This window comes from Tardiphaga sp. 285_C5_N1_2, assembly GCF_052076065.1.
Taxonomy (GTDB): domain Bacteria; phylum Pseudomonadota; class Alphaproteobacteria; order Rhizobiales; family Xanthobacteraceae; genus Tardiphaga; species Tardiphaga robiniae.
Map to the genome: position 1 here is coordinate 21868 of NZ_CP197241.1, position 13441 is coordinate 35308.

Sequence of the window (13441 nt, forward strand, 5' to 3'; positions counted from 1 at the left end):
ACGGAGAATGTAACCCTCTGGCGCTGAATCACCCGTCACCGCAAGGTTTCGGGCTTTTCGCGTTGATGTCGATTTCCGCTTGTCCATGGGGGTAGCGAACAAATGCTCAGGAGCAAGGCGGCATGGCTTATCTGAGCAGCGCGGATATCGCGGCTTCGCCGGTGCCGGGCCAGACGCCAGCTTCTGACTCGGGTCGTATCATCGAAACCGATATTCCCGCACGCCTGGATGCGCTGCGCTGGAGCGGCTTTCACACACGGGTTGTCCTGGCGCTCGGAATTACATGGATTCTCGATGGCCTTGAGGTGACCCTGGCGGGCGCGCTGTCCGGCGCGCTGAAGGAAGATCCGGCGCTCAAGTTTTCGAACCTCGATGTCGGCTTTGCCAACAGCGCCTATCTTGCAGGCGCTGTGATCGGCGCGCTGGGCTTCGGCTGGCTGACGGACCGCATCGGCCGGAAGAAACTGTTCTTCATTACGCTCGCGCTTTATCTCACCGCGACTGCCGCGACAGCGCTGTCATGGAATCTTGCCAGCTATGCCGTGTTTCGATTCCTGACGGGTGCCGGCATTGGCGGGGAATATACGGCGATCAATTCGACGATTCAGGAGCTTGTCCCAGCGCGCTATCGCGGCTGGACCGATCTGGTGATCAACGGCAGCTTCTGGCTGGGAGCGGCTATGGGCGCCGTTTGTGCCATCGTCTTGCTGGACCCCGCAGTCATCTCACAATCCTATGGCTGGCGGCTGGCCTATTTCACCGGCGCCATTCTGGGTCTCATCGTGCTGTTCATGCGGATGTGGATTCCGGAAAGCCCGCGCTGGCTGATGATCCACGGTCAGCCGCAGCGCGCAGAGGAGATCGTGGCTGAGATCGAAATCTCCGCGCACCAGAAGGCCAAGCCGTCGGTTCTGGCCGCGCTGCCGAAGATCAGGCTGACGATGCGCGATCATACGCCGCTGAAGGAAGTCGCGCAGACACTGTTCGTGCTGTATCGGCAGCGGTCGCTGGTCGGACTCGTGCTGATGGCGTCGCAGGCGTTTTTCTACAACGCGATCTTCTTCACCTATGCGCTGGTACTGACGGATTTCTTCGGTATCCCGTCCAACCATGTAGGCTGGTATATCCTGCCGTTTGCCGCAGGCAATTTTCTTGGACCGCTGCTGCTCGGCCGGCTGTTCGATACGCTCGGGCGTCGCGTCATGATTGCGGTTACCTATGGCATGTCGGGCATCTTGCTTGCGATCTCCGGCTATCTGTTCTCGATCGATGTGTTGAGTGCACAGACCCAGACCATCGCCTGGATGATCATCTTCTTCTTTGCGTCGCCGGCGGCGAGTGCGGCCTATCTCACCGTCAGTGAGACGTTCCCGATCGAGGTGCGCGCATTGGCGATCGCTGTCTTCTACGCGATCGGCACCGGGATCGGCGGCGTTGCCGGCCCGGCGCTGTTTGGCGTGCTGATCGATACCGGGTCGCGCAATAGCGTGTTTGCCGGCTACCTGTTTGGCGCTGTTCTGATGATCGTGGCTGCGATCGTCGGCTGGCGCTATGCCGTCGCGGCGGAACGCCAGCCGCTTGAATCAGTTGCACGGCCGCTGGCCGTGGTGGAGTAACTTGATGAACATGTCTCAGAAAATTATCGAAATTCATGTCGACGATGCGCCGCACTCCGAAGAGGTACTGTATCCGGGTGCGGAATTGCCGCGGCTTAGCGAATGTGCGCTGCTGCTCGATATCGACGGTACGCTGCTCGATCTGGCGCCGACGCCGCGTGAAGTATGGGTGCCGCCGGATCTGGCGACGTCCATGGGCAAGCTGCTGCAGCGCACGAATGGCGCCATGGCGCTCGTTTCGGGCCGCTCGATCAACGATATCGATCTGATCTTTGCGCCTATGCAGTTTCCTGCCGTCGGCGGTCATGGCGCCGAAATGCGATTGTCAGGCGACAATGAATCGGTAGCGTCAGGCGCGCCGCCGATGGACAAGGAACTGAAGCGTCGCCTCGCTGCCATTGCGAAGTTGAGCCCGGGCATTCTGCTCGAGGATAAGGGCTATGCGCTCGCGCTGCATTACCGTCTCGCGCCGCATGCGGAGAAGGCGATCTATGATGCGGTTTCCGCGATCCGTGCCGATCTGCCGAATGCGCCGATCGAAGTGCTGCCCGGCAAGGCTGTCTGCGAGATCAAGCCCGCGGGTGTCACCAAGGCGACGGGCGTGATCGAATTGATGACGCATGAGCCATTCAGCGGGCGCCGTCCGATCTTCATCGGCGATGATGTCACCGATGAATCTGTATTTGCGATCATGCCCGGCATGAATGGTCTCGCATTCTCCGTCGGTCGCCGTGCGCAAGGTGTGTCGGGTCACTTCGACGAGCCGCGCGATGTGCGCGCATGGCTCGCGCGCTTGCTGATCGACGATGCAGCCAAATCGAAGTGATTCATCTCATGTCTTGATACCGATGCAGATGGAACTCACTGAAAGGTGAGTTCCATCGTCGCGTGCCCGAATTTGGTTTCAATTGGGTCGAATGGTGACGAGGAACCATATTGATGAACGGACGTTTATCAATGTGTGCAATCAGGAGGGGACCCTGTGAATCTCGTCGTAGTCTCAAACCGAGTATCGCGCGCTTCGGCGAATGAGCCGATGACCGGCGGTCTGGCAGCAGCCTTGCTGCCCGTGGTGGAGAAATCTGGCGCGATTTGGGTGGGTTCCAGCGGCCGCGTGCGCGACGGCGCGCAAAAGGAACCGTTTGCCGAAATCGAGGCGCTTGGCGCCGGTGCGCTGGCAATGCTCGATCTGCCTGCCGCGCATTACGGTGGCTATTACGAAGGCTTTGCCAATTCGGCGCTTTGGCCTGCGCTGCACTCCCGTACCGACCTAATCTGCACGTCGCACGATGATTATCAGTCGTATCGCGAAGTGAATTCGTTCTTCGCGCGCGCGCTGCTGCGGTTCCGCAAGCCCGATACCGCGTTCTGGATTCAGGATTACCATTTCCTTGCGCTCGGCGCAGAATTGCGCGCGCTTGGCGTGACGCATCCGCTCGGCTTTTTCCTGCATACGCCGTGGCCGGCACGCGATATTTTTGGCGGCGTGCCGCATCATCGCGAACTGGTCGAGGCAATGCTCGCTTATGATCTGATCGGCTTCCAGACCGAAGGTGATCGCGACAACTTCCTGTCTTATGTCGATAGCGAGCTCGGTCTGGACACGACGGGTGGTGTGGTGATGTCGCGTTACGGCGTGTCGCGCTGTGCGGTATTTCCGATCGGCATCGATCCCGCGAAGTTTGCTGCGCATGCTGCCAAGGCGGCGTCGCATCCCGATGTGTCGCGGCTGCGCCGCAGCCTGAACGGCGAGAAACTCGCCATCGGCGTCGATCGCGTCGATTACTCCAAGGGCCTCGTCAATCGTCTCGATGCATTCGATCGCATGCTGACGCGGCAGCCGCAGCTCAAGCGCTCGGTCTCGTTGTTGCAGATCGCGACGCTGTCGCGCGGCACGATCGAGGCCTATGGCGATCTGCAGAACCAGCTTGCGAAGCTGGTGAGCGATATTAACGGGCGTCACGGCGAAGTTGACTGGACGCCGATCCGCTATCTCAACAAGGGCTTCAGCCAGACCGTGCTCGCTGGCCTCTATCGCACCGCGCAGGTCGGCCTCGTTACGCCGCTGCATGACGGCATGAATCTGGTCGCCAAAGAATATGTCGCTGCGCAGAACCCGGTCGATCCCGGTGTGCTGGTGCTGTCGAAATATGCCGGCGCCGCCAACGAGCTCGATACGGCCCTGCTGGTCAATCCGCATGATGTGGACGGCATGGCGCGCACCATCGCGACCGCATTTTCGATGCCGTTACTGGAGCGCCGGATGCGCTGGGAAGCCATGATGGCGAAGCTGCGCGCCGGCACCATTCAGGACTGGTTCGCCGATTTCGTCGAGGCGCTTCAGCAAGCCCATGTCGCCAATGACAAGACGCCGGTGGAAACGCTGCCGGTTGAGCCGGCCGTACTCTGGCCGGTCCAATCGCTGGGCGCTGGGGTCGGTAGCCGGTTCCACTGAGCCGCGGCGCCGCCCAGGCGAAATGGGCAGGTCCCCCGCTGGCGCGGGGGCAGTGCCGACGCATCGCAAGCCGATTCGCCGCTCGCCAGGGCCAGCAGGCGGCGCCAAGGCTCCCCGAATTCCCTATATCCTTCAATAATTTGAGAAAAACCGCCGGGCCGGGCCGGCGGTCCCTTGCAAATCTCGCTCCGGCCCGTCATGAGAAGGCGCGCCGGAGAGATGGCCGAGTGGCTTAAGGCGCACGCTTGGAAAGCGTGTGTGCGGGAAACCGTACCGTGGGTTCGAATCCCACTCTCTCCGCCAGCACCCCCTCCTAACCATCTGATCCATTGCGAGCCGGCCGTCGTCCTTCCGCGTCCCGCGCGCGGTAACAGGATGACGCCTGCGTCGATGGCCAGGTTTTTAAGGAGCCTGTATCGGCAGGCTGGATTGGAAAAGGAATCTCTCGCTCTGGGAGACGGACCTTCCTGAATGGCGCAAAGTCTGGCAAGGCCAAAATGGCCTAATACGTCAGGCTCGTTGGCTTGATTTGAGCCTGAATCATTGGGTAGCCTTTTTGCGTCGTGTCCGGGGCATCAATTGCGTAGATCTCGAATTGTTATCGCTGCTGCGTCTGTCGGAGCCCTCGCTGCGGCCCTGACGTTATGCGCGTATGTTCGAGAGCCTCAAAATGTACTGAGCTTCTTTAAGGCCAAAAATCCAAGTAGTCCCCAGCTCGACGACGTCTCGTTCGTTCAGCGTTTTCCACAAGCGTTTGATTTTGAAGTGTCGGCTTCTAATGTCGAATTGGAAGTTCAGCGGGCTAAGTCGCAGCTCGCGCAAGCAATGCGATCGCAGCCAGTGCTTCCCGCCGACAGTTCGCTCGGAATCTCGGCGGTGAATGGAAAAGTGCCGCTACCGAGAGTCCGACCGTCAGCGGCCAATTTGATTGCTGTGTCTCTGCCCGATCAAGCGTCAACACCGTCTGATCCTTTGTCCAACGTGAGCGCAGCACTTAAAAAAGTCTTCGCGATGCTACAGCCGTCTGAAACTGTTTTGGCATCTGCGTCACCCGAGGGTGGAATCTCCGGTGACGGAAAGGACAGTGCACCTCCAACGTTGGCGGAAACGCGGACGGCACTTTACGACATTTCCGCGCGCACCGTTTACATGCCCGACGGAACGAGGCTCGAGGCTCACTCCGGACTTGGCGATCTGATGGACGATCCAGCGCAAGTCCATGTCCATGATCGAGGCGCGACGCCACCGCAGATATATGAACTGAGCAAGCGAGAGAAGCCGTTTCACGGCGTTGAAGCATTGAGAATGAAGCCGGTGGGTCAAGGTGATCTGTTTGGCCGCGCCGGATTGCTTACGCACAGCTACCTGATGGGACCAAAGGGAGATTCGAACGGTTGCGTATCGTTCAAGGACTACGCAACGTTCTTGCAGGCCTACAAGGCAGGCGCCGTGAAGAGATTGATCGTCGTACCGAGCCTGGCCGATCCGACCGTCATGGTGGCACAAAAAACGTCGATGTAGCCGTGTCTGTGAATACTCAGATATCGCGCCGGCTTAAGATTGATCTTCAGAACTAATTTTCGCCCAGATTTAGATTGGTAGTATGCCAACGCCGAATCGGGGGATTCGCATATGACACCCAGTGACTACGCGCGAATGGCGAAAAATTGCGCTGAGCGAGCTGACGCCTTGGAGCCCGGCCCGAAGAGAGACGAACTGCTTAAGAAAGCACAGCAGTTTCGTTTTTACGCGAAGGTCGAAAATTGGGTGGCGTCACCGGGGCTGCAACCCCCGGATTGATTTCCGCGAAGTCAAAGCGGCAAACTCCGCAGTGCCTGGAAGACGGGACGCAGATAGTCCAGCATTTTCGGCGGATTCTCTGTCATCGGAAAATGCCCGAGCTCCGGCATCTCTGTCACCACGGCGCCCTCGATCCATTCGGCGAGCGCGTAGGCATCGCTCACGGTGGCGGAGAAGTCGTAGTGACCGATCAGGAGATGCACGGGGATCTTGTGGCCATCGATGAGCTTGGCGGTCTGCTCGCCGTCGAACTCGTCCGAATAGAAAGCCAGATCGCCGTCATAGATGCCCGGCGCACCCTGTGAATAGATCCATGCAGCACGTCGGCGCTCCTCAGTGGGGCTGGACGGGCTCATCAATCCGCGCACATAGGCTGCCGAATGCCAGCCGCCATTGACGCGTGCATGCGTGAGATACTCGTTCCGACGGCCGCGTGGGCGCACAGGCGCTTCGAGCGCGATCACGGCTTTCACGAGATCAGGTCGCTCTGCGGCGAGCGCCATGGCGATGCCGGCGCCCATCGAGCAGCCCATCACCACAACGGGCTCGCCGATCGCCTGTTCGATGAAGCTCGCGCACCAGTCCAGATAGGTCGGCTGATCGAGCTGATAGATGCTGCCGTCCCAACCGGCGGGTGGCATGGAGCGGCCGTGATGCGGCATGTCGAAGCCGATCAGGCGCCAGTCGCGCCCGAGTTCGGGATCGCACATTACACCGTGAAACTGCCGCGTATCCGCTCCGGCTGTGTGGAGGCACAGCACTGGCCTGCCGGTGCCCGTGGCCTCTGAATAGATTTCGGCAATCTGCCCGCCGGCGCTGTGCACGCGGTGATAGCGGCCCTCAAGGCGCGTGAGATCGACTTCGACCGCATGCGCGGCCGGTACCGTCAGATTCGCAAACACGGCTTCTAGAAATGCGCGGGCCTGCGCAATAACCAGCGCATCGCCGCTCACGGTGAAGCTGGTATTGCGCAGCTGGATCGATGAAAACGAATGATAGGTCGGCGGCGGGCAGGGCGCCAGCACCTTCAGCCATGCTGTGGCTGGCCCGGATAGCGCGATGTCTGGCGCATTACTGGGTATACTGACAACCGGCTGGTTGTTGCGACAAGCGATAGCGACGGCGGCTTCGTCGATCCCAAACTGAATTTCAAGATCCAGTCCGCGCGCAAAGGACTGCACCTCCGGCGCGGCGATCGCGACCGCAAGTCGATTGCGAAGCTCGTCGATCAGGCCCATGCCCAACGTTACCTACTTCCCGGCAGTGAGATAGCGGCCAATCTCGACATGATCGGCCGACGGTCCGAGTTTCTCCAGCGCAGCATCCCACAATGCGGCGACTTCGTCTGCCAGCGGCGCGCTGACGCCGATCTGGTGTGCGAGCTCGTCGGCGGTGCGGATATCTTTCGCCATCAAGGCCAGCCCAAATCCCGATGTGTATTTCTCGGGAATGATGAACTGCTTGAGCTTGTTTTCGGTCGAATTGTTGCGCCCGGTGGAGGCATTCAACACGTCGACGAGGACATTCGGATCGATGCCGAATTTTCCACCGATGGCAACGGCTTCGGCGGCAGCGGCGAGGCCTGCTGCCGAGACGTAGTTGTTCAATGCCTTGGCGGCGTGACCGGAGCCGAGCGGGCCGGTGCGGAACACCGACTTGCCCATGGCATTCAGCACGGGATCGGCGCGATCGATGGTCTTGCCGTCGCCGCCGGCCATGATCGCCAGCGTGCCGTCGACGGCGCGTTTCACGCCGCCCGACACCGGTGCGTCGATGAAAGCAAGGCCTGCCGCGATCAGTTCTTCGCCGAGCGCGCGCGTGCCCATCGGAGCGGAGGAGCTCATATCGATCACCACCGTGCCCGGCGCGAGCTTCGCCTTGAAGCCTTCCACGGCCGCGCGCACGATCTTGCCATCTGGCAGCAGCGTGATGACCGCGGCTGCGTCCTTAACGGCTTCATCGACGGTCGCAGCTGACGTGCCGCCGGCTTCGGCATATTTGGCGCGGGCTTCTGCAAACGTATCGAAGCCAACCACCTGATAGCCCGCGCGCGCAATGCATGCGGCCATGGGGCGTCCCATATTGCCGAGGCCGATGACGGCGATCTTGGCGGGCGGATTGATGGCGGCTGAATTCGACACGGGCGTTCCTCTTCAAGTTCTTATTTTATGCGATATCTGGCGCGGCAGGTGATCGCGCTGGTCAGGGATTATCGCGCCGTAACGCTTCCAGCGCTATCGCGGCGGCATTCTTGATGTGCTGGACGCAAGCCTGCTCGGCGCCATCTTCGTCGCCGGCCTCGATCGCCACAAGGATGGTCTCGATTTCGGCAAGACTGCGGCCGATGCGATTGGACTGGGTCATCGATGTCATGCGCAGTACCGTGACGCGGTTCAGCAGCATCTTCAGAAAGCGTTCGACGAAAACATTGCCGCAGCCTTCGAGCAGCGCAGCATAGAATTCAGTCTTGGCGGCCAACAGGTCGCTGCGGTCTTCCTGACCGGCAACCGCGCCCATCTGGACGAACTGTTTGCGCAATCGTTCGATGATCACCGGGTCGCGCAGCCGCGCACATTCACGGCCGGCATAACCCTCCAGCAGCGCGCGCAGATCATAGAGCTGCTCGGCTTCCTCGACGCTGATGGTGCTGACGATCGGGCCGCGATGCGGGATCGTGGTGACGAGGCCCTCTGCCTCCAGTTGCCGGAGCGCCTCGCGGATCGAGGTGCGGCCGACGCCGACCTGCTCGCACAGTTCGCGCTCGATCAACCGCTGGCCAGGCTTGAACAGCCCGCTACCGATTGCAGAGCGTAGTCGATTTTCAACCAGCAGCCGCAGGCTGGTCGATTCCCGCGAGACATTCAGGTCCGATTCGATCTTTGCCATGCGTCAAGTTGACCGACTATCAGACAATCTGTCAAGCAGCTTGACCGCTCGTCTGTTTTATGCCGAATTGGCGACGAAGCCGCAAAGGCCGTTCTGCATTCGGAGAAAACGCCCATGTCCAAGACAACCTCCCATCGTGGTGGCCTGAGCCGACGTTCGCTGCTCGCCGGAACCGCGTCGCTGCTGGCCAGCCCGATGATTGTTTCGTCGGCACGCGCGCAGGCGAAGCCGGTCAATATCGGCGTGATCATGCCGCTGTCGGGCGCCAATGCGCAGTTCGGCATCAATTCGCGTAACGGCATCGAGCTGGTCGCCGATGAGATCAACGCAGCCGGCGGCATCAAGGCGCTCGGCGGTGCCAAGATCAATTTGATCGTGGCGGACGCGACCTCGACACCGACCACCGCGGGCACCGTTGCGCAGCGCCTCATCACCCAGAACGAAGTGACGGCGATCCTCGGCGCATTCGCGTCGTCGCTGACCATCGCGATTTCGGAAGTTACAGAGCGCCGCGACATTCCGCTGCTCACCATGTCCTTCGCCGACCAGATCACCGGTCGCGGCTTCAAGAACATCTTCCAGATCGTCGCCAAGGCCTCCGCACTCGGAAAAGCACAGCTCGACTATACGCTGGCGATTGCGCAGGCATCCGGCGCCAAGATCGACAAGATCGCGATCATGTATGAGGACACTGCCTATGGCACTGCGCAGGCGGCCGGCCTTCGTGCCGCTGCCAAGGCAGCCAATATCGACATAGCGATGGACGATGCCTATCCGCTGGGGATCACCGACACCACGCCGTTGATCAACAAACTGCGTGCGTCTGGTGCCCAGGCCGTCTTCCCGGTGTCCTATCTCAACGACAGCCTGCTGCTGATCCGCACCATGCGCCAGCAGCGCATCACCATCCCGGCCATCGGTGGTGCTGCCGGTTATGTCATTCCGGATTTCGAGAAGGGTCTCGGCGAATTCGCCGAGAACGTGCTGTCGATCGCGCCGGCCAATTACGATCTCGCGCCGGATCTCACCGAACGTTTCCGCAAGCGCTTCGGCTACTTCATGGTGCATGAGGCGCTGGAACACGCCGTCGCGCTCGACGTACTGGTGCAGGCGATCGAGAAGGCGAAGTCGGCCAAGGCCGAGGACGTCACCATGGCGCTGCGCGGCGCGAAGTTCACCGGCGGCTGGACCAAGGCGATGACCGGCGGCGCCGTCGAATTCGACAGCACTGGCCTCAATATCCTGTCGGTTCCCGTCATGGCGCAATGGCGCAACAAGGAGCTCGTCACGGTCTGGCCGAAGGACGTCGCCAAGGGCACGGCGGTCTGGAAATCCTGACGAACTGAAGAAAGATCGCAGTGTCATTTCTACAAGCAATAATCGACGGGCTGCTGGTGGGCGGCGTCTACGCCGTCATCTCCATCGGCCTGACGCTGGTCTATGGCGTGATGGGCATCGTGAATTTCGCGCAGGCGGAATTCCTGATGATCGGCATGTTCGTGTCCTGGTTCGCCTGGGCCTATCTCGGCCTTGACCCGGTGCTGGCCGCGCCGCTGTCCTTTGCGGTGGCATTCGGCATTGGCTGGCTGGTGCAGGGGCAGTTGATCGCACGCGTGCTGAAGGCGCCCTCGGTGGCCCAGATCTTCCTCACCGTTGGTCTGTTGATCGTCATCGAAAACGGCTCACTGCTGCTGTTCGGCTCGCAGTTTCGTTCGGTGACCACGTCCTATCAGACCATGTCGCTGTCGCTCGGCGCGCTGTTCATCAGCGTGCCGTATCTGATCGCCTTCGGCATGTCGCTGGCCTGCGGTCTGGCCCTGTGGTGGTTCATGCGCACGAGCTGGTTCGGCCGGGCGATGCGCGCGACGGCGCAGAACCCGATGGCTGCGCAGCTGATGGGGATCGATACGGCATTGATGTACAAGATCGCCTTCGCACTCGGCGTCGGCCTCACGGCCTTCGGCGGCGCGGTGATCCTGCCTTATGTCACTGTCTTCCCCGGGGTCGGTGGCCAGTTCGTCGTGCTGATGTTCACCGTCGTTGTGCTCGGTGGTCTCGGCAGCGTTGCGGGTGCCGTCGTCGGTGGGCTCGCGGTGGGCGTCATTCAGGCATTGTCCTCGCTGTTCTTTCCGATCCAGTTGCAGAACCTCATTCTGTTCATCGTCTTTATCTTCGTGCTCGCGGTGAGGCCGCAAGGTCTCGTAGGAGCATCCCGATGAAACGCTGGATCGCAATTCTGGCTGTGATCGCCATTGCGGCTGTGTTGCCGCTGCTGCTCAGCCCGACCGGATACTGGATCCGCGTGCTCACCTTTACGCTGCTATTCGCGGCGATGGCACAGGTCTGGAACATCATCGGTGGTCTGGCCAACCAGACGTCACTCGGCCACGCCGCCTTCTTCGGCATCGGCGCCTATACGTCCACCATCCTGGTGCTGAAATTCGGCATCAGCCCGTGGATCGGCATGTTCGCCGGCGGCTTCCTCGGCGGCATCGCGGCGCTGATCATCGCCGTTCCGACCATGCGACTGCAGGGGCATTACTTTGCATTGGCAACGCTGGCGTTCGGCGAAGTGATGCGCGTCATCGCCAATGTCTGGTCGTCGCTCACCGGCGGGCCGGTCGGCCTGTCGGTGCCGTTCGTGCCGCCCAGCATCGCGGCCTATTCGTTCAAGCAGCTGCTGCCGCATGCCTATATCGCGCTCATCGCTTTGATCATTGTGACGGTCATCTTCGAGGCGATCCGGCGCAGTGCCATGGGCTATCGGCTGCGCGCAATCAAGGAAAACCCGGCCGCGGCCGAAGTGATCGGCATCGACACCACAAAGGTGAAGCTGCAGACCGCTGTGATCTCCGGCGTACTGATGGCCATGCTGGGCACGCTTTATGCACAGGTCGCGGTGTTCTTCGATCCGGATACGGTGTTCAGCGCCGCGTCCATCTCCATTCGTGTCGCGTTGATCGCTATTCTGGGCGGCGTCGGTACGGCGATCGGTCCGATCCTCGGCGCATTGTTCATCATCCCCGTGGAGGAGGTGATGAACGATCTGTTCTCGTCGGGCGCAGCGGGCCTGTCGCAACTGATCTTCGGCGTCATCCTGATCGCCGTCATTCTGTGGCGTCCACGCGGCTTCATCACCGTGTTCGACGCGTTGATGGCACGCTTCTCGAGCAAGGCACGCTCATGACCATTCTCGATGTGCGTGGCATCTCGCGTCGTTTCGGCGGCCTTCAGGCGCTGTCAGACGTGACGTTCTCGGTGCCGAAGGGTCAGATCGTCGGCCTGATCGGCCCGAATGGCGCCGGCAAGACGACGTTCTTCAGTACACTGGTCGGCCTCATTCGCCCGGACAGTGGCTCGATTCAGCTCGACGGTACCAGTGTGGTCGGCCAGAAGCCGCACAAGGTCGCGGCGCTTGGCATGACCAAGACGTTCCAGAACGTGGCGCTGTTTGCCGAAAGTTCGGTGCTCGACAACGTGCTCACCGCGGGCCTGTTGCGCCACGATGTGGAGACCGCGCGCAAGGAGGCATTGATCTGCCTCGACCGCGTCGGGCTCAAATCCGTTGCTCACAAGCTTGCCGGCAATCTCTCGTTTCCCGAGCGTGCGCGCGTCGAACTGGCACGCGCATTGTGTACCGGCCCCAAGGTGCTGCTGCTCGATGAGGTGATGGCCGCGCTCAATCCGGTGGAGATGCAGGAGATCATGGACCTGATCCGCTCGCTGCGCGACGACGGCATCACGCTGCTGGTTGTCGAGCATCATATGCGCGCAATCATGACGATCTGCGATCGCATCCTGGTGCTGAACTTCGGTCGGCTCCTGGCCGATGGCACGCCGGAGCAGGTGGCGAACGATCCGGTGGTGGTGGAAGCCTATCTCGGCCGTTCGATGGAGGCCCACAAATGAGCGCATCTCAGCCACTGCTCGAGATCAAGGGCCTCAATGCCGGCTACGGCGAGATCGAAGTGCTGCACGGCATCGATCTGCAGTTGTTCGAAGGCGAGTTCGTCTGCATCATCGGCGCCAATACCGCCGGCAAGAGCACGATTCTGCGCGCGATCTCGCGCCTGGTGCCGCATGTCACCGGCACGTTGCGTTTTGCAGGCAATGATCTGTCGAGCCGGGCTTCGCATGACATCCCCACGCTGGGCATCGCGCATGTTCCGGAAGGGCGTCATGTGTTTTCGGATATGATGGTGGAAGAAAACCTGATGCTCGGTGCCTTCACCGCACGCCATGCCAAGGATCTGTCGTCGCGCATGGAAGGCATCTTCGAACTGTTTCCGCGTCTGCGCGAGCGGCGCGGTCAACTGGCAGGCACGCTTTCGGGTGGTGAACAGCAGATGGTCGCTGTCGGGCGCGCGCTCATGCTGCAGCCGAAGCTGTTGCTGCTCGATGAGCCGAGCCACGGTCTGGCGCCGAAGGTCGTCGAAGAGATGCACGATGCCTTCACCAAGATCCACAGCCGTGGAACGTCGATCCTGCTGGTGGAGCAGAATGTCGGACTGGCGCTCGATGCCGCGACGCGCGGCTATGTTCTGGAAAGCGGTCGCATCGCACTGCAGGGCACGTCTGCAGAATTGAATGAAAATCCTGCCGTTCGCGCGGCCTATCTCGGCATATGATCGAGGCAGACGGGCGAACGACGTCGAACCCTTAGCAATCGCAAACGGAAGGACTA

12 protein-coding genes and 1 tRNA gene are annotated in these 13441 nt (G+C 60.9%); 10 read left to right on the forward strand and 3 right to left on the reverse strand.

What is annotated here, in order from left to right:
- Nucleotides 1-122: 122 nt before the first annotated feature.
- From AB7951_RS00100 to AB7951_RS00120, 5 genes are all read left to right on the forward strand, one after another.
- Nucleotides 123-1616, forward strand: coding sequence for an MFS transporter (locus AB7951_RS00100; RefSeq protein WP_439062018.1), 1494 nt, complete (start codon nt 123-125; stop codon nt 1614-1616).
- 10 nt (nt 1617-1626) lie between these two features.
- Nucleotides 1627-2442: a trehalose-phosphatase gene (gene otsB / locus AB7951_RS00105; RefSeq protein ID WP_093758174.1), complete on the forward strand. Its 816-nt coding sequence runs from the start codon at nt 1627-1629 to the stop codon at nt 2440-2442.
- A gap of 156 nt (nt 2443-2598) precedes the next feature.
- Nucleotides 2599-4071, forward strand: a complete 1473-nt coding sequence (locus tag AB7951_RS00110; protein ID WP_175369157.1) for a trehalose-6-phosphate synthase — start codon at nt 2599-2601, stop codon at nt 4069-4071.
- Between the two features lie 213 nt (nt 4072-4284).
- Nucleotides 4285-4374 (forward strand) — tRNA-Ser (locus AB7951_RS00115).
- 276 nt (nt 4375-4650) lie between these two features.
- Complete coding sequence (locus tag AB7951_RS00120; RefSeq protein ID WP_246297916.1) at nt 4651-5592, forward strand: DUF2778 domain-containing protein; 942 nt, start codon at nt 4651-4653, stop codon at nt 5590-5592.
- A 290-nt stretch (nt 5593-5882) separates the two neighbouring features.
- Here the strand turns inward: AB7951_RS00120 and AB7951_RS00125 are convergent, their stop codons facing one another.
- From AB7951_RS00125 to AB7951_RS00135, 3 genes are all read right to left on the reverse strand, one after another.
- Complete coding sequence (locus AB7951_RS00125; protein WP_147421585.1) at nt 5883-7109, reverse strand: alpha/beta fold hydrolase; 1227 nt, start codon at nt 7107-7109, stop codon at nt 5883-5885.
- A 12-nt stretch (nt 7110-7121) separates the two neighbouring features.
- On the reverse strand, nt 7122-8012 hold the full coding sequence (locus tag AB7951_RS00130; protein WP_120287480.1) for an NAD(P)-dependent oxidoreductase: 891 nt from the start codon (nt 8010-8012) through the stop codon (nt 7122-7124).
- A 61-nt stretch (nt 8013-8073) separates the two neighbouring features.
- Entirely contained in the window at nt 8074-8757 is a 684-nt protein-coding gene (locus AB7951_RS00135; protein ID WP_068729690.1) for a GntR family transcriptional regulator, read from the reverse strand.
- A gap of 114 nt (nt 8758-8871) precedes the next feature.
- Between AB7951_RS00135 and AB7951_RS00140 the strand changes: the two genes are divergently transcribed.
- The 5 genes from AB7951_RS00140 to AB7951_RS00160 are packed head-to-tail and all read left to right on the forward strand — an operon-like array spanning nt 8872 to nt 13385.
- Nucleotides 8872-10095, forward strand: coding sequence for an ABC transporter substrate-binding protein (locus AB7951_RS00140; RefSeq protein ID WP_120287479.1), 1224 nt, complete (start codon nt 8872-8874; stop codon nt 10093-10095).
- A gap of 20 nt (nt 10096-10115) precedes the next feature.
- Nucleotides 10116-10976, forward strand: coding sequence for a branched-chain amino acid ABC transporter permease (locus AB7951_RS00145; protein ID WP_089263519.1), 861 nt, complete (start codon nt 10116-10118; stop codon nt 10974-10976).
- Nucleotides 10973-11944, forward strand: coding sequence for a branched-chain amino acid ABC transporter permease (locus AB7951_RS00150; RefSeq protein ID WP_120287478.1), 972 nt, complete (start codon nt 10973-10975; stop codon nt 11942-11944). Before AB7951_RS00145 ends, AB7951_RS00150 begins: the two co-directional genes overlap by 4 nt.
- Nucleotides 11941-12666, forward strand: coding sequence for an ABC transporter ATP-binding protein (locus AB7951_RS00155; protein WP_093757598.1), 726 nt, complete (start codon nt 11941-11943; stop codon nt 12664-12666). The genes AB7951_RS00150 and AB7951_RS00155 overlap by 4 nt, the downstream gene beginning before the upstream one ends.
- On the forward strand, nt 12663-13385 hold the full coding sequence (locus tag AB7951_RS00160) for an ABC transporter ATP-binding protein (protein WP_120287477.1): 723 nt from the start codon (nt 12663-12665) through the stop codon (nt 13383-13385). The genes AB7951_RS00155 and AB7951_RS00160 overlap by 4 nt, the downstream gene beginning before the upstream one ends.
- The last annotated feature ends 56 nt before the right edge of the window (nt 13386-13441 follow it).

What these genes read in the sequence shown, in the direction of transcription:
- AB7951_RS00100 (WP_439062018.1), top strand. Translation starts at nt 123, where the DNA reads ATGGCTTATCTGAGCAGCGCGGATATCGCGGCTTCGCCGGTGCCGGGC.
- AB7951_RS00155 (WP_093757598.1), top strand. Translation starts at nt 11,941, where the DNA reads ATGACCATTCTCGATGTGCGTGGCATCTCGCGTCGTTTCGGCGGCCTT.
- AB7951_RS00135 (WP_068729690.1), bottom strand. Translation starts at nt 8,757, where the DNA reads ATGGCAAAGATCGAATCGGACCTGAATGTCTCGCGGGAATCGACCAGC.
- AB7951_RS00140 (WP_120287479.1), top strand. Translation starts at nt 8,872, where the DNA reads ATGTCCAAGACAACCTCCCATCGTGGTGGCCTGAGCCGACGTTCGCTG.
- AB7951_RS00150 (WP_120287478.1), top strand. Translation starts at nt 10,973, where the DNA reads ATGAAACGCTGGATCGCAATTCTGGCTGTGATCGCCATTGCGGCTGTG.
- otsB (WP_093758174.1), top strand. Translation starts at nt 1,627, where the DNA reads ATGTCTCAGAAAATTATCGAAATTCATGTCGACGATGCGCCGCACTCC.
- AB7951_RS00125 (WP_147421585.1), bottom strand. Translation starts at nt 7,109, where the DNA reads ATGGGCCTGATCGACGAGCTTCGCAATCGACTTGCGGTCGCGATCGCC.
- AB7951_RS00160 (WP_120287477.1), top strand. Translation starts at nt 12,663, where the DNA reads ATGAGCGCATCTCAGCCACTGCTCGAGATCAAGGGCCTCAATGCCGGC.